Origin of the sequence: Bradyrhizobium daqingense, from assembly GCF_021044685.1 — a bacterium.
In the GTDB taxonomy this organism is placed as follows: Bacteria; Pseudomonadota; Alphaproteobacteria; order Rhizobiales; family Xanthobacteraceae; genus Bradyrhizobium; species Bradyrhizobium daqingense.
Window position 1 is genome coordinate 4,177,859 of the sequence record NZ_CP088014.1, and the last position, 15,393, is coordinate 4,193,251.

Consider the following 15,393-nt stretch of genomic DNA (forward strand, 5'->3'; position numbering starts at 1 on the left):
CTCCAGGTTAAACCCTCCGCCATTTGGACGACGACGACGGACTCGCGCCGGCCCTTCGCCTCGTATAGACATTATCGATCGGGAAGAAAAGGAAAGCGGAGGACGGCCTGCCGTCGACCCCCATCAGCCAAGTGTCCCTGGCGGAACCGATCCAGCTGCCGCCGCCGTTCACATTGGTGCGGCTACGCGAGAGCGGTGACGCTTTTGCCCATGCATGCCGCATTGCACCGGAGAGCGGCGCCGGTACGCTCGTCTATGTCGGCCGCTTCGATCTGGCGGAGTTCGCGGTGGTGCTTGAGCCCGCCGAGCCGTTACGCAGCGCGCGGCGCGCGTTCTACGCCGGCATGGTCGCGCTCACCGACGCCCTGCGCGCCTACGCGCCACCGAGCAAGCCCATCACGATCGGCTGGCCGGACGCCGTCAGGATCGACGGAGGCTTGATTGGCGGCGGTCGCCTGGGATGGCCTCTCGCGGCCAATGAGGAGGAGGTGCCGCCATGGCTGGTGTTCGGCGCGATGATCCGGACGGTCGCCATGGATGACGACGAGCCGGGTGTCCATCCGCTTGCCTCGGCGCTCGACCAGGAGGGCTTTGGCGAGGCCGGCGCGGCGCAGATCACCGAAAGCTTTGCCCGGCACCTGATGCTGGCATTCGACAGTTGGCGGGCGGACGGTTTTGACGGGGTCGCGCGTGAATACCTCTCTCGGATGCCGCGCGAACGGCAGAGCATCCAGCGCATCGACGATGACGGCGATCTCCTCACGCGCCGGATTGGCGCGGGCGCGATCGAACGTCGCGACCTCATGCAGGCGCTCGCGACCCCATCCTGGCTCGATCCGGCACTCGGGGGACCACGGCTGTGAAGCTCCTGCGGACCATCGCGCTCGATCCCTCCGACACATTCGTGTTTGACGTGGCCGCAGAGCCAGGCGAATGGGCCGTCTCCGGTGCCTTCCGCTTCTGGGATTGCGACGCAGCGACGCTCGAGGGCAAGGCGCGCGCGGCGTTTCGCGGCGGTTTCCTCGGGGTGCAATCCTGGGGCTGGTCGACGCTGGCGCAGATCGTTCCGGCGACCGAGGAGGATTACCACGGCATGGTTGATCTCCTGGCGAGGCAACTCGTCGATCGTTTCGGTGCACCGGACGTGACGACCGCGAAGGCGGCCGCCGAAGAGGAGGTGGCGTTCTCCCAGTCGCTCTGCAGCCATCCGATTAGCTCGCTTGTTGCGGTGCACCGGGCGGTGAGCGGCGGTGAGGTCCGGGAGTCCTTCCGCCGACTGCAACTTCGTGAGGGGCAAGGGCACAGCAAGGCGTTCTCGTTCATGGAAATGGAGGAAGACGTCGAGCCTGATGGCAATCTCAGGCTTGCGGATCTCGGCCGAGGACCGTCAGTCAGATGAACGATTTCTGGATCGCCTGCGGCCATCATCTGCTCGATCGGGACGAGGGCGGTGGACTGCGCGTCACCGACGACTTCCTCAAGGCCTATTTTGCCCGCCCCGAGCTGATGCCGCCGGAAGATGCGTGCCAAGTCGAACGCCGGCTGCACCGCGAGCTGCTCGCCGACCCGCGCCAGGCGGTCGGCGCGGACGAGATTGCATCCCTTGCCGATCCCGACGCCCGGGAGAACTGGCAGTTCGTGCTGGCCTTTCGCGACCTGCTGTTGCGCCATCCGACGCTTGAAGCCGCCTATCTCGCATCGGTGCGTTCGGGTGCGAGTGACCTGCCGCCGCTCTTCGTCAACCAGCTCGTGCACGTCATCCTGCGCAATGCGCTCGATGGCTGTGACGATCCGTTCGTGCTGCGCGCGGCCGAGTTGTTCTTCCGGATCCAGCGGGTCCTGCCGCATGAACAGGCCGTGCTGCTCGGCGACGAGGAAATCGTCGGCGGCCGGACTCCGACGCCGGTGCTGTCCCTGATGTCGATGCTGGGGGCCACCACCGACGCCGTTGTTGATGTGTTGAGCGAAGAGAGCGCCGCAGCCTATTGGCAGCGCAGCGACCAGTTCGACATGGCCCTCGACCTCACGGCCGGCGGACGCGGACCAGCTGCGCTGGCGCAAGTGATGACGCGTTGGATCTCCCATCTCCTTGCCGTCGGCGTCATGATCGAACCGCTGCGCGCGCTTCAGGACGAAAAGCTCACCTGGTATGTCGGGCTCGATGCCGACTCCACCCGGCTGGGCGACCGCCTCTGGCACGGCGAGGAGCTCGACGAGCGCAGCGCCGATCGGGTGCTCGCACTGTTCCGGCTGACCTTTACCGATTCAAGCCGCGCGCTTGACGATGTCAGGGGCGAGCCCGTCTACTTGATCTTGTCGATGACGGCGGACCAGAAGTTGAGGTTGAAGCCGCAGAATCTGCTGACCGGGCTACCCGTGAAGGGCCTGGAGATGGCGACATGAGCCCTGCGGCGCGCCCCTTGTTGTCCATTGCCGTCGGTGTCGTGGTCGAGCGGCGCAAGGCGGATTCGCCCTGGGTCGATTTCGTCTGGCGTGGGATCGCGGTGCTGCCGGACGAGCCTGCCACACACCCCTGGACCGTACTTCGCGAGCAGGACGACACGACGCTATTCTACGCCGGGCGCGCGACCGTGGATCTCTATCCGTCCGAGACGGCGCGCTATCGCGACAATCTCGCCTCTGGTCATCCGAGCATATGGACCGTGCTGTCGCCTTCGGAAGGCGCCTGGCCCTATGCCGTTGCTGCGGTGACTGTCGATCCGGCGGAGGGCGAAAGCTTCACCGAAGCTGCCGACAATCTGGTCGAGGCCGTGCCGATGCCGGAGGTGCTGCGCGAGGCAATTGAAAGCTTCGTGGCCGAGCACCATGTCGAGCGGGAATTCGTCAAGCGCAAGCGGCGCCGCGCCGACCCGGAGGCGCTGGCGCGGCGCGAACACGAGGGCGGACAGGAATGAGTGAGGAGGAGTTCCTTGCCCGTTGGTCCCGCCGCAAGCGCGAGGCGCGAGCGGAGCCGGCGAAGCCTGCTGCGGTTGAGCCCGCGCCACCGTCCGACGTCGCTGACGACGCGAGCAAGATCGATCTCTCCAGCCTGCCGTCGATCGACGAGATCGATGCTGCGACCGACATCACCGCGTTCCTGCGCAAGGGTATTCCACAGGAGTTGGGTCGTGCGGCTCTTCGCCGCGCTTGGGCCGCCGATCCCGCCATTCGCGATTTCGTCGGTCTCGCGGAGAACGCCTGGGACTTCAACGATCCGACTGCGATGCCGGGGTTTGGGCCATTGGATTGTTCCTCGGAGGAACTGGCCGCACTCGTCGATCGGATTGTCGGCGGCGTTCGTGAGGCGGCGCAGTCCCTTGCCGAAGCGTCGATTGAAACAGCGGATTCTTCCGCACAATTTCATCAGGCGGATGCTCCCGACCCGCCGGATGTCACGGAGCCGCTGGGTGAGACGGAACGCGCGACGATCCCTGTTGCAGTGCAGCCAACGGTGGCGGACACATTGGCGGAGCTTGCCGAACCTGTCAGGCCACGTACCCACGGTGGTGCACTGCCGCGTTAAACAGCAGTCCGGTGAGCCGTAGACCAAAGGCTATAGGCTGTGTCTATGGTCGAGCAATTGACGGCTCGGGGAACCAGGATTACGCTTGCTCTAGTGCTTTGTAAAAAATGACAATATTCAGCAGACGGGACTCTTGGATGGGAGGTCCACGTGCGTGATGACGGGCTTGAACGCGCGATCGATGCCGCAGGCGGCATCGCTCAGCTTGCGCGCAAAATAGGCATCAGTCAGCCGTCCGTCTCGACCTGGACCCGCGTGCCCGCACAACGGGTGGTTGCAGTCGAAACCGCCACCGGTGTTCCTCGCAACGATCTGCGGCCCGATCTCTACGAACAGGCGATGCCCGCAGAACCCGTCGATCCCGTCGATGCCGCGCGGGGGCAGGAATATGCCCTGCTGGCGACTTTGCTGTCCGCGCCACCGTCGAAACGATTGCTCGACCAGCTTGCAGCCTTGGGCGGTGACGCAACACCGCTCGGACGCGCGCACGCTGCGCTCGCCGACGCCGCCGCGCGTGCGGTCCCAAGTCAGGTCGAGCGCGAATATTTCGATCTGTTCGTGGGGCTCGGTCGCGGCGAATTGCTGCCCTACGCCTCGTACTACCTCACCGGATTTCTCAACGAACGGCCGCTGTCGCGTCTGCGCGCCGACCTGACGAAACTCGGCATCGAGCGGATTGCCAACAATTCCGAGCCCGAGGATCACGTCGCGATCCTGTGCGAGATCATGTCGGGCCTTGCCGATGGCGGCCTGGATGCTTCGCCCGACGCTCAGCGCGCCTTCTTCAACAACCACGTGTCGCCCTGGATGGGGCGGCTCTTCGCAGACATGGAGGGTACCGGCAATGCGCGATTCTATCGCGCGGTCGGAGCGCTCGGACGGACGTTCATCGAGATCGAGACGGAAGCATTCACATTCGCCAATTGATCGACGCGCGTCGGTCCTGGGAGAGATGCGATGAGTGACGAGACGAAAGCAAAGGTCGGACGCCGCGACTTCCTTCGCCAGGTCGGCATCGGCACGGTCGGCGCCGGCGCGACGCTCGCGACGCCGCTGGTCGGGTCGGCGCAGGCGGACAGCGAAAACAACGATGAGAAGCGCAAGGCGCGTTACAAGGAATCCGATCACGTGAAGACGTTCTACCGCGTCAACCGTTATCCGGCCTGAGAGGGAGGCTGCCGTGCTTATCAAGCGAACACATCAGCGTTCCGATCGCCGAGGCTCCGTTGCCGAGTCCCTTGCGGGCCAGGGCGGAGGACTTGATCGCCGTACGTTCCTGCGCAGGTCGGGCCTCGCCGGCGGCGCTCTTGCCGCGTTGGGGACCTTGCCGGTCGGCAGCGTGCGCAAGGCTGAAGCGGCCGCGGCCGGCCCGCTCGCGGCCGGCGCCGTCGTCAAGAAAAGCATCTGCACGCACTGCGCGGTGGGCTGCACCGTCACGGCGGAAGTGCTCAACGGGGTCTGGGTCGGGCAGGAGCCGAGCTGGGATTCGCCGATCAACCGCGGCTCGCATTGCGCCAAGGGCGCCTCGGTGCGCGAGCTCGTGCACAGCGATCGCCGTCTGCGCTATCCGATGAAGCTCGTGAACGGGCAATGGACGCGCGTGTCGTGGGATACGGCAGTGAACGAGATCGGCGACAAGCTGCTCCAGGTCCGCGAGAAGTCGGGCAGCGATTCCGTCTACTGGCTCGGCTCGGCCAAGATGACGAACGAAGGCTCCTACCTGTTCCGGAAGCTGGGTGCGTTCTGGGGCACCAACAACACCGACCATCAGGCCCGTATCTGCCACTCCACCACCGTCACCGGCGTCGCCAATACCTGGGGCTATGGCGCGATGACGAACAGCATCAACGATATGCGCAACTCCAAGACGATGCTGTTCATCGGCAGCAACGCGGCGGAAGCGCACCCCGTCAGTATGCAGCACCTGCTCGAAGGCAAAGAGCTCAACAAGGCGAACTTCATCGTCTTCGATCCGCGCCTGACCCGCACCGCGGCGCACGCCACCGAATATGTCCGCATCCGTCCGGGCACCGACATTCCCGTGCTCTACGGCATGATGTGGCACATCCTGAAGAATGGCTGGGAAGACAAGGAGTTTATCGCCCAGCGCGTTTACGGCTTCGACGATCTGCGCAAGGAAGTCGAGAAATGGAATCCGCAGGAAGTCGAGCGCGTCACCGGCGTGCCCGCAGCCCAGCTCGAGCGTGTCGCCAAGATGTTTGCCACGCAAAAGCCTGCGACCATCATTTGGTGCATGGGCCAGACTCAGCACACGGTCGGCACGGCCAACGTGCGGGCAAGCTGCATTTCACTGCTGATGACGGGGAATATCGGCAAGTCCGGCGCCGGCGCCAACATCTTGCGCGGCCATGACAACGTGCAGGGCGCGACCGATGTCGGTCTCGATATCGTGACTCTGCCGTTCTACTACGGCCTCGCGGAGGGCGCCTGGAAGCACTGGTCGCGCGTCTGGGAGGTCGACTACGAATATCTGGTCTCCCGCTTCGACGAGAAGAAGCAGATGGAGACCCCAGGCATCCCCCTGACACGCTGGTTCGACGCTGCGCTGTTGCCGAAGGCGGATGTCGCACAGAAGGACAACGTCAAGGCCGTCTTCGTCCAAGGCCACGCCAGCAACAGCATCACCCGCATTCCGGAGTCAATGAAAGGTCTGAAGGCGCTGGACCTGCTGGTGATCGCGGATCCGCACCCGACGACATGGGCGTCCCTGGCCGTGGAGGCGGGACGAAAAGACGGGGTCTACATCCTGCCGGTGGCAACGCAGTTCGAATGCGCGGGATCGCGCGTCGCCTCCAATCGGTCGATGCAGTGGGGTGAGCAGATCGTCAAGCCGATCTTCGAGTCCAAGGACGACCTCGAGATCATTTATCTGCTGGCGAAGAAGTTCGGCTTCGCCGACAAGATGTTCAAGAACATCAAGGTCGAGAACAATCTTCCCGCCGCCGAGGACGTGCTGCGCGAGATCAACCGCGGAAGCTGGTCGACCGGCTATTGCGGCCAGTCGCCGGAGCGCATCAAGGCGCACATGAAGAACCAGAACAAGTTCGATCTGGTGACGATGCGCGCGCCGAAGGACGATCCGGAAGTCGGCGGCGACTATTACGGCCTGCCGTGGCCGTGCTGGGGCTCGCCCGAGGTCAGGCATCCGGGATCGCCGCTGCTGTACAACAACAATCTGCATGTGATGGACGGCGGCGGTGCGTTCCGGCCCCGGTTCGGTATCGAGCGCGAGGAAAAGCTGCCGGATGGGACGACGCGGAAAGTGAGCCTGCTTGCCGACAAGTCGTTCTCCAGGGGCTCGGAGATCGAGGACGGTTACCCCGAGTTCACGCTGGCCAGCCTGAAGAAGCTCGGTTGGGACACGGATCTCACCGAAGCCGAGATGGCCACCATCCAGAGGGTCAACCCGGCCAATCCGGATGCGGTGTCCTGGGCGACGGACCTCTCGGGCGGCATCCAGCGCGTCGCGCTGAAGCACGGCTGCGTGCCCTTCGGAAACGGCAAGGCGCGCATGAATGCGTTCGGTCTGCCGGATCCGATCCCGGTGCACCGCGAACCGATCTACACGCCGCGCGTCGATCTGGTCGAAAAGTATCCGACTCTGCCCGACGCAAGGCAGTTCCGTCTGCCCAATATCGGCTTCTCGGTTCAGAAGGCGGCGGTCGAGAAGGGGATCGCGAAGCAGTTTCCGCTCATCCTCTCCTCGGGTCGTCTCGTCGAGTATGAGGGCGGCGGCGAGGAGACGCGCACCAACCCGTGGCTCGCCGAGTTGCAGCAGGACATGTTCATCGAGATCAGCCCGGCCGATGCCGCCGATCGCGGCATCAAGGACGGCGGCTGGGTCTGGGTGAGCGGCGCCGAGAACAACTCTCGGGCCAGAATGAAGGCGCTGGTGACCGAACGCGTCGGCAAGGGCGTCGCCTGGATGCCGTTCCATTTCGGCGGTTGGCTCGGTGGTGTCGATTTGCGCAAGAACTATCCCGCCGGTACCGATCCGATCGTGCTGGGCGAGAGCGCCAACACGATCACGAGCTACGGCTACGATCCCGCGACGGGCATGCAGGAGCCGAAGGTCACGCTTTGTCAGATCGTCGCGGCTTGAAGGAGCAACGAACATGGCTCGAATGAAGTTTCTCTGCGACGCTGACCGCTGCATCGAGTGCAACGCCTGCGTCACCGCCTGCAAAAACGAGCACGAGGTGCCCTGGGGCATCAACCGGCGCCGCGTCGTCACCATCAACGACGGCAAGCCGGGCGAACGATCGATCTCGATGGCTTGCATGCATTGCACCGACGCGCCTTGCGCGGCGGTTTGCCCGGTCAATTGCTTCTACACCACCGCGGATGCCGTGGTGCTGCACTCCAAGGACCTCTGCATCGGCTGCGGTTATTGCTTCTACGCCTGTCCGTTCGGCGCGCCGCAATACCCGAAGGTCGGCAACTTCGGCTCGCGCGGCAAGATGGACAAGTGCACCTATTGCGCCGGCGGCCCCGAAGCCGACGGCAGCAAGGAGGAATACGAGAAATACGGCGCGAACCGGCTGGCCGAAGGCAAGCTGCCGCTCTGCGCTGAAATGTGCTCGACCAAGTCGTTGCTTGCGGGCGACGGCGAGATCATCGCCCAGATCTACAAGGAGCGCGTCATGAAGCGCGGCTATGGCTCGGGCGCATGGGGTTGGAAGACCGCCTATCGCGAGACGATCGAATCTTGAGATAGGCAGCTAAGGGCGCGCAAGACCGGGGAGGACGTGATGGCGTCATTTGGAAGGTTCATTCGCCTGGCTTTCGGCGTTTGCACGCTACTTCTCTTGGTGATGGCGGCGCCCGCGAGCGCCCAACAGGTCAATCCGACTGCAAGCTCGGTTAGGGAACAGCAACTTCTGCAGGAGCTGAACCGGATTCAAGGGCGTGTCAGCATTCCGGATCAGCGGTCGGGCGTCCTCGAGCAGCCGCAGGGACGGGAATGGCGGGAATTCCGCATGGTGACGCTGCCCTGGATCGGCGGCATTGCCATCATCGGAATGATCGCGCTGATCATGATCTTCTATCTCACTCGCGGCATGGTTCGGCTGGAAAGCGGCCGCTCGGGCCGCACCATCGTGCGCTTCAACGGCTTCGAGCGTTTCGTGCACTGGATGACGGCAACCTGCTTCATCATCCTGGCGATCTCCGGCCTCAACGTCACCTTTGGCCGGCAGCTGCTCTTGCCGCTGATCGGCTTCGAGGCCTTCGCCGAATGGTCGCAATGGGCGAAATACGGCCACAATTATCTGAGCTTCCCGTTCACGCTTGGGGTCGTGCTGATCTTCCTGATGTGGATCGGCGGCAACATTCCCAGCAAGGTGGATATCGAATGGGCCAAGCGCGGCGGCGGCATGATCGGGCACGACCATCCACCGGCCTACCGCTTCAATGGCGGCCAGAAGATGATCTACTGGATCGTCGTGATCGGCGGTGGGCTCGTCGCCGCGAGCGGCTATGCGCTGATGTTCCCGTTCTACGGCACGGGCATCGAAGGCATGCAACTGGCCCAGATCGTCCACTCCATCGTCGCGGTCCTGTTCGTCGCGGCGATGATCGGGCACATCTATATCGGCACCATCGGAATGGAAGGTGCATTCGAGGCCATGGGCTCCGGCGAAGTCGACGTCAACTGGGCCCGCGAGCACCATAGCCTCTGGCTCGAGCAGCAGAAGGCGCGAACGGGTCCAAACGACAGTCAGCCTCAACCTGCGACCGCGGCGGCCGAGTAGCGCGAAGAGCCTAAAAGGGAGACGGCCTGCTCTAGCGTGCCGTCTCTTTTGCAAACAACACCGAGCGGTCCTGCATCTCCTGTTCAGGAAGCTTGCTGGCCTGACCTGTCTGCAGCTCCTGAATGGATGGCATGCCGCTCCGACCGTAATGGAACAGGACGTGTGATCTGAGCACGCTGGTGGCCGCACCGGCGAGAAGCACGGCTGCAATGAGCGAGAGCGTGAGGCGTTTCATGCGCATCTCCGTTTGCCATGTCCACCCGACACGATGGATACACGGAGATTGGCGCGCGCGATGTGGGCCACCTCACAGTCGCCGGTTCCGATGTCGTCGAAGCCGCCACAGCGGACCCGACTGAAACGTCACGCGGCATTTTGAGAGCCTGACAGGAACGACGGCGCCGCGCCGCGCCTGTCACACGTCCGGCGTGACGATCCTGCCGAGGCTGGACCCGAATCCGCTTCTGGCCCATCTTGAGGGGACGCTGGCGGCATCGCCGGCCGTTCCAACCGCAGCCTCCACGCAATGGACCGAGATCATCACCCGAGCAAGCGCGTATCCCTTGCGGGAATGCATATCGACCGGACGTCGGCCGTGCCGCTGCATTTGCAGATTGCGGCCCACATCCGCGGCTGCATCCTGCGCGGCGCCTTTCCGGCCGGCACGCAATTCCTGGGCTCGCGGGAGATCGCGCGAGAATTGGGCTGCTCGCGTACGGTGGTGCTGACCGCGTGGGATCTGCTCTACGCCGAGGGCTATCTGGAATCGACGCCACGCGGCAGCGTGCAGGTGGCGTCCGTCGCGACGTCGCATGCGGAAGCGTCGCCTGCTGCGTCGCCCGGCGCTGCGCCCGCCCATATGTCGAACCGCTGGCGATCGCTGCTTGGTCTGGATTACGAGACCAATTGGCCATCCATGTTCGCGCCCGGCGCGCCCGACATCTCGACATTTCCCTTCAAGGAATGGTCACGCCTGCTGCGCCAGACCTGGCAAAACCCGAGGGAGCAGGAGTGCCTCGACCTTCCCGCCGAAGGCCACCCGCGGCTGCGGAGCGAGATCGCCAACTTTCTCGGTTCGGTGCGCGGGCTGGTCTGCTCGCCGGAAGAGGTCGTCGTCACGCCCGGTACATCGGGTGCGCTGGATTTCTGCAGCCGGATGATCCTCGATCCCGGAGACGAGGTCTGGGTCGAGGAGCCCGGCTTCGTCGAGGCCCGATGGGCGCTGACGGCGGCCGGCGCGAAGCTCGTTCCAATTCCCGTCGATGACAAGGGCCTCGTCGTTTCGGAAGGCATCAGGCGTGCGCCCCGCGCGAAGCTGATCGTGGTTACGCCGTCGCATCAATATCCGCTCGGCGTCAGCATGGGCCTGGAGCGGCGTCTCGAGCTGCTCGACTGGGCCAACAGGAACGACGTCTGGGTGATCGAGGACGATTACAATTCGGAGTTCAGGCATCAGGACAGCATGATCGCCTCCTTGCGTTCGCTCGACCGCGAGGGACGGGTGATCTATTTCGGCACCTTCTCCAAGATCATGATGCCGAACCTGCGGCTCGGCTACATGGTCGCCAACAGGCATTTCATCGCAGGATTTTCCAAGGGCCGCGCGCGGATCGACGTGCACACCTCCGGCATCGGACAGCTCGCTTTGGCCGAGTTCATGCGGGAAGGGCACCTGCTGCGACATCTCCGCGCGATGCGCCGGGTCTATACGAGCAGGCGAAGGGCGCTGATCGAGGCGATCGCAGCGCAGATGCCGGATGATCTGATCGTGTCCTCCGCCGTCACCGGGCTGCATCTCGTCGCGCTGTTCACCGAGGCGATGCAAGCGCGGATGAGTGATCGCGCAGCGGCGGCTGCCCTGAAACAGGCCGGCATCCACGTCCAGCCGTTGTCGCAGAATTTTCTGGAGCAACCGACGCGACAGGGCCTCGTGTTCGGCTACGGACGTCTGTGCGTCGAGGATGCCTCGCCGTTGCTTGCAAGAATCGCAGCTTGCATCGGCAGCGGTTCCCGCAACGCACCATCCAAATCGGCGAGCTCCTCCCTTACTGCTCGTACAATAAAGAGAGGCTGAGCCGATCGCTATGCATAGCTCAGAGGCAAGCGGACGTCCCACAGTGCAGATCGGCCGCCTGCAAATTAGACAGACGATCTGAAGCCTTCGGATCGCACTGTGGCGGATATCGCGATTCGTGCGGAGAATCCGTGGCTCGCTGCACTTTTCCCGCGTGGAGTAGTCCGCATTCGCGTGCTGTCAACGCGGGCAGCGCTGCATCAAAACGTGCAGCAGCTGGCGCGACGCACGGCTAGGTTCGCGCGCTGGTCTAGCGGATTGCGACAACTCTGGCTCTATCCTGTGCCCGTCGCTCTGTCGCACGCTTCCGGTCGGCGGCATGACAGGGGATGCATGATGATCACTCTCGGTTTGGCATTGGACGTTCCGATGGGGCGGAAGCATCCGGCGAGTGGTCTGGGCGTCGCGCGAAGCTGACTGTGCAGATGAGCGATTCCGACAGTCACTGGGAGGTTGGCACCGATATCGGTGGCACCTTCACCGACATCGTCGCGATCCGGCGCGATACCGCGGAAGCGCGGATCGCCAAGGTGCCGTCGCGCCCCGACGCACCCGTTCAGGCGATGCTGGAGGCCATCGAGGCGGTTGGTCTGCGCAAGAGCGACGTCAAACGCTTCGTCCACGGCACCACGCGCGTCACCAACGCCCTCGTCGAGGGCCGGTTGCCGAAGGTGGCGCTGGTCGCGACTGAAGGCTTTGCCGACGTGCTGGAAATCGCGCGCTACCGCCGCCGCGATCTCTATCGTCTTGATATCCTGCCTAAATCGCCGCCTTTGGTGCCACCGGAACGATGCTTTGGGCTCGCCGAACGGCTCGATCACGAGGGCCGGGTGCTGAAGGCGCTGGAGGAAGCGGAGATCGCGCGTCTGGTGGCCTGGCTCGAGCATTCCGGCGTGCAGAGCGTTGCCGTGGCCTTGCTTCACGCCTATGCCAATCCCGTACACGAAAAAATGCTCGGCGAGCGACTCAAGGAAGTCGTCGCTCATGTCTCGCTGTCGCACGAGGTCAATCCCGAGGCGCGCGAATATGAGCGGGCCTCGGCAACCGTGTTCAACGCGGCCGCAATGCCGATCGCGGTGGAATATCTCAGCGAGCTGGAGCGGCGGCTGCCGATCGGCCCCGGCCTGCAGGTGTTTCATTCCGCGGGCGCCATGATCCCGATTTCGGCGGTGAAACGGCGGCCGCTGGTGATGGCGATGTCGGGACCTGCCGCCGGCGTCTCCGCTTCCGTCACCATCGCGCGCCAGCTCGGCGCCTCGCGCATGCTGACCTTCGACATGGGTGGCACCACGACGGATGTTTGCCTGATCGTGGATGGCCAGGCCGAGATGACGGACGGCCGCATGCTGGACGACAAGCCGTTGCGCCAGCCGATGCTCGCGGTGCATTCGATCGGCGCAGGCGGCGGATCAATCGTCCGCAGCGGCCCCGGCGGTCTCACGGTCGGCCCCGAGAGTGCCGGCTCCGAGCCGGGGCCTGCCTGCTATGGCCGCGGCGGTCGTGAGCCGACGATAACCGATGCCAATGCCGTGCTCGGCTATCTCAATCCCGAGACGAAACTCGGCGACCGTATCGGCATCGACATCGAGGCTGCGAAGCGCTTGATCGAACCGGTCGCGCGCGTGCTCGAACTGAGCCTCACCGAAACGGCGCTAGGCATCATCAAGGTTGCGAATGCGACCATGGCCCGCGCGCTCCGCCGCGTCACGGTCGAGCGGGGCATCGACGGGCGCGACTGCACGCTGCTTGCCTTCGGCGGCGGTGGCCCGATGCATGCTGCCGGTCTCGCCGATCTCTATGGAATCACTGAGGTCGTCGTGCCCGGCGCATCGAGCGCATTCTCGGCGCTGGGCTGCCTCACCGCCGATTTCAGCTTCCTCCAGCAGCAGACGTTTCGCGCGGCGCTCGACGGGCTCGATCTTGCTCGCGTCGCGGAGCGGATCGAGGCGTTGATTGTCGAGGCGTCTGCTCCGCTGATCGCCAATGGCGTTGCGAAGGCGGAGATCCAGGTCGAGCTGGTGGCCTTGATGCGCTACGAGGCCCAGAACGATGCGGTCCCGGTATCCTTCGCGCTGCCGCTCGACGCAGCCAGGCTGAAGCAGGAGTTCCTGACGCGGCATCACGAGCTGTTCGGCTATGCGACCGGCGAGCCCTGCGTCATCGAATCCGTGCGTGTCCAGGCTCGCCGCCCGTCGACAACCGTCGTCAGTCGACCGGCGACCGCGGTGAGGGCCGGGTCCTCAGGGACGCGTATCTGTTCGTTCGACGGCTGCCACGACATCGCAACCGCGATCATCGACCGTGCCGCACTCACGGAGACGGTCAACGGACCCGCCATCATCGAGGACGCGTGGTCGACCGTCGTGGTGCCGCCCGGCTGGCGGGCGAAGCCGGACCAGGCCGGAAACCTGTTCCTGACGCGGAGGGCCGCATGAAGCTCGATCCGTTCGTCGTCGAGGTCATCCGGCACGGGCTTTCCGCCGCAGCCGAGGAGATGAGCCTCGTGATGACGCGCTCGGCACGCTCGCCGCTCTTGCGCGAAGCGGGCGACCTGTCGTCCGCGATCACGGACGGCCACGGCGGCCTGGTCGGGCAGGGCCGCGACATTCCGATCCATCTCGGCGCGATGGCCTATACTATCCCCGAGTTGCTGAAGGTGATGCCGCGCGACCACCTGAACGACGGCGACGTCGTGATCTACAATGTCGGCGCGCTCGGCGGCAATCATCTCAACGACGTCAAGGTCGTGCGTCCCGTCTTCGTCGACGGCGAGATCGTAGCCTTCGCGGTCAGCCTCGCCCACTGGCCCGATATCGGCGGCACCTGGCCGGGCAGCTATTTCGCCAAGGCCATCGACACGTTCCAGGAGGCGCTGCGCATTCCGCCTGTGCTGATCGCGACTGCAGCGGGCCTCAACGCGCCGATCGTGCAACTGCTCAAGGCCAACGTTCGCGATGCCGAGTCCTGCGAGGGTGATCTTCTGGCGCAGATCGCGGCGACCAAGGCCGGCGAGAAGCGCATCGCCGAGCTCTGCCGCGAACACGGCAAGGCGATCTTCATGGCGGCGCAGTCGCGCCTGCACGATCTCTCCGAAATCGAGATGCGCGAGGCTCTGCGCGGCCTTCCGGACGGCGTCTATGAGGGCGAGGACCACCTCGACGACGGCAGCGAAGACAATGCACCGGCGCGCATCCATGTGAAGATCACCATCCGCGGCGACGAAGCGACCTTCGACCTCTCCGGAAGCTGCGACCGGGTGTCCAATTTCTGCAACACGACGCCGTTCATGGCGCGCTCTGCGGTGGCCTATGCCGCGCGCATCATGAGCGGACGCGACATGCAGCAGAACGCCGGCGCGCTGCGGCCTCTGACCATCATCACGCGCCCCGGCTCGATCCTGGAGCCGGGCTGGACCGCATCGGTTGCCGCCGGCAATCACGAGACGTCCATGCGTATCGTCGATGCAATCTTCCGTGCGATGCAGGACATCATCCCCGAGCGTCTGTCGGCCGGCGGCGCCACCACAGCGGGCGTTCTGTTCTTCGCCGAGCCGCGGCCGAACGGGTCCTGGAAGATGCTTTACGAGGTCCATGGCGGCGGCGAAGGCGCGCGTCACGATCGGGCCGGAGCTTCCGCAACCCGCGTGCATCTCTCCAACACGTCGAACACGCCGGTCGAGGTGATCGAGGCGAATTACGCGATCCGCCTCGAGCAGCAGGCCATTCGCCGGAATTCCGGCGGCGCGGGCGCCCATCGCGGTGGTGACGGCTCGGTTCGCACTTATCGTATTCTGGCGCCGTCGATGCACCTGACCACCTGCATCGAGCGGATGGTGATTGGGCCCTGGGGCATGCAGGGCGGCCAGTCCGGCAAGGCCTGCCGCATCTCGCTGGTCAGGCAGGGCGCAAACGTCGCGATCGACGGCAAGTCGAACCTGGTGTTGCAGCAAGACGATCTCGTCACGATCGAAATGTGCGGCGGCGGCGGCTACGGCGCCGCGGCCGCAAGGTGAGGGCATTGCG

General features: G+C 64.7%; 14 protein-coding genes. 13 read left to right on the top strand and 1 reads right to left on the bottom strand.

Annotated features, from left to right (window positions below; all coding sequences use genetic code 11):
* Positions 1-131: 131 nt before the first annotated feature.
* The 10 genes from LPJ38_RS19590 to LPJ38_RS19635 all read left to right on the top strand — a co-directional run bounded on the left by LPJ38_RS19590 (position 132) and on the right by LPJ38_RS19635 (position 9,297).
* Positions 132-863, top strand: a complete 732-nt coding sequence (locus LPJ38_RS19590; RefSeq protein WP_231088339.1) for a biotin/lipoate--protein ligase family protein — start codon at positions 132-134, stop codon at positions 861-863.
* Positions 860-1,399 (top strand): DUF6505 family protein, encoded by a 540-nt coding sequence (locus tag LPJ38_RS19595; protein ID WP_145639921.1) that lies wholly within the window; start codon positions 860-862, stop codon positions 1,397-1,399. The genes LPJ38_RS19590 and LPJ38_RS19595 overlap by 4 nt, the downstream gene beginning before the upstream one ends.
* Complete coding sequence (locus LPJ38_RS19600; protein ID WP_145639919.1) at positions 1,396-2,403, top strand: DUF6352 family protein; 1,008 nt, start codon at positions 1,396-1,398, stop codon at positions 2,401-2,403. The genes LPJ38_RS19595 and LPJ38_RS19600 overlap by 4 nt, the downstream gene beginning before the upstream one ends.
* Complete coding sequence (locus tag LPJ38_RS19605) at positions 2,400-2,915, top strand: DUF3305 domain-containing protein (protein ID WP_145639917.1); 516 nt, start codon at positions 2,400-2,402, stop codon at positions 2,913-2,915. The genes LPJ38_RS19600 and LPJ38_RS19605 overlap by 4 nt, the downstream gene beginning before the upstream one ends.
* On the top strand, positions 2,912-3,523 hold the full coding sequence (locus LPJ38_RS19610) for a DUF3306 domain-containing protein (RefSeq protein ID WP_145639915.1): 612 nt from the start codon (positions 2,912-2,914) through the stop codon (positions 3,521-3,523). The genes LPJ38_RS19605 and LPJ38_RS19610 overlap by 4 nt, the downstream gene beginning before the upstream one ends.
* A 150-nt stretch (positions 3,524-3,673) precedes the next feature.
* On the top strand, positions 3,674-4,450 hold the full coding sequence (locus LPJ38_RS19615) for a molecular chaperone TorD family protein (RefSeq protein ID WP_145639913.1): 777 nt from the start codon (positions 3,674-3,676) through the stop codon (positions 4,448-4,450).
* A 30-nt stretch (positions 4,451-4,480) separates the two neighbouring features.
* Positions 4,481-4,690 carry a twin-arginine translocation signal domain-containing protein gene (locus LPJ38_RS19620; protein ID WP_061848651.1) on the top strand — a complete coding sequence of 70 codons (210 nt, stop codon included), beginning with the start codon at positions 4,481-4,483 and terminating at the stop codon, positions 4,688-4,690.
* Between the two features lie 13 nt (positions 4,691-4,703).
* Positions 4,704-7,646: a formate dehydrogenase subunit alpha gene (locus LPJ38_RS19625; protein ID WP_158644791.1), complete on the top strand. Its 2,943-nt coding sequence runs from the start codon at positions 4,704-4,706 to the stop codon at positions 7,644-7,646.
* Positions 7,647-7,659: 13 nt separating this feature from the next.
* Entirely contained in the window at positions 7,660-8,256 is a 597-nt protein-coding gene (gene fdh3B / locus LPJ38_RS19630; protein WP_027571966.1) for a formate dehydrogenase FDH3 subunit beta, read from the top strand.
* Positions 8,257-8,295: 39 nt separating this feature from the next.
* On the top strand, positions 8,296-9,297 hold the full coding sequence (locus LPJ38_RS19635; RefSeq protein WP_145639910.1) for a formate dehydrogenase subunit gamma: 1,002 nt from the start codon (positions 8,296-8,298) through the stop codon (positions 9,295-9,297).
* A gap of 31 nt (positions 9,298-9,328) precedes the next feature.
* On the opposite strand, the gene LPJ38_RS19640 is transcribed toward LPJ38_RS19635, so the two are convergent.
* Entirely contained in the window at positions 9,329-9,532 is a 204-nt protein-coding gene (locus LPJ38_RS19640; protein ID WP_231088340.1) for a hypothetical protein, read from the bottom strand.
* 360 nt (positions 9,533-9,892) lie between these two features.
* Here LPJ38_RS19640 and pdxR point away from each other — a divergent pair, with 360 nt between their 5' ends.
* The 3 genes from pdxR to LPJ38_RS19655 all read left to right on the top strand — a co-directional run bounded on the left by pdxR (position 9,893) and on the right by LPJ38_RS19655 (position 15,383).
* The gene (gene pdxR, locus LPJ38_RS19645; protein WP_231088341.1) at positions 9,893-11,371 is read left to right on the top strand and encodes a MocR-like pyridoxine biosynthesis transcription factor PdxR; all 1,479 of its coding nucleotides are present in this window, start codon (positions 9,893-9,895) and stop codon (positions 11,369-11,371) included.
* A gap of 425 nt (positions 11,372-11,796) precedes the next feature.
* Complete coding sequence (locus LPJ38_RS19650; RefSeq protein ID WP_145639900.1) at positions 11,797-13,806, top strand: hydantoinase/oxoprolinase family protein; 2,010 nt, start codon at positions 11,797-11,799, stop codon at positions 13,804-13,806.
* Positions 13,803-15,383 (top strand): hydantoinase B/oxoprolinase family protein, encoded by a 1,581-nt coding sequence (locus LPJ38_RS19655; RefSeq protein WP_167520674.1) that lies wholly within the window; start codon positions 13,803-13,805, stop codon positions 15,381-15,383. The genes LPJ38_RS19650 and LPJ38_RS19655 overlap by 4 nt, the downstream gene beginning before the upstream one ends.
* The last annotated feature ends 10 nt before the right edge of the window (positions 15,384-15,393 follow it).

Bases quoted from the DNA above. Each gene is read 5' to 3' on its own strand.
- LPJ38_RS19610 (WP_145639915.1), top strand. From the start codon at position 2,912: ATGAGTGAGGAGGAGTTCCTTGCCCGTTGGTCCCGCCGCAAGCGCGAG.
- LPJ38_RS19655 (WP_167520674.1), top strand. From the start codon at position 13,803: ATGAAGCTCGATCCGTTCGTCGTCGAGGTCATCCGGCACGGGCTTTCC.
- LPJ38_RS19635 (WP_145639910.1), top strand. From the start codon at position 8,296: ATGGCGTCATTTGGAAGGTTCATTCGCCTGGCTTTCGGCGTTTGCACG.
- LPJ38_RS19605 (WP_145639917.1), top strand. From the start codon at position 2,400: ATGAGCCCTGCGGCGCGCCCCTTGTTGTCCATTGCCGTCGGTGTCGTG.
- LPJ38_RS19620 (WP_061848651.1), top strand. From the start codon at position 4,481: ATGAGTGACGAGACGAAAGCAAAGGTCGGACGCCGCGACTTCCTTCGC.
- fdh3B (WP_027571966.1), top strand. From the start codon at position 7,660: ATGGCTCGAATGAAGTTTCTCTGCGACGCTGACCGCTGCATCGAGTGC.
- LPJ38_RS19640 (WP_231088340.1), bottom strand. From the start codon at position 9,532: ATGAAACGCCTCACGCTCTCGCTCATTGCAGCCGTGCTTCTCGCCGGT.
- LPJ38_RS19650 (WP_145639900.1), top strand. From the start codon at position 11,797: ATGAGCGATTCCGACAGTCACTGGGAGGTTGGCACCGATATCGGTGGC.
- LPJ38_RS19600 (WP_145639919.1), top strand. From the start codon at position 1,396: ATGAACGATTTCTGGATCGCCTGCGGCCATCATCTGCTCGATCGGGAC.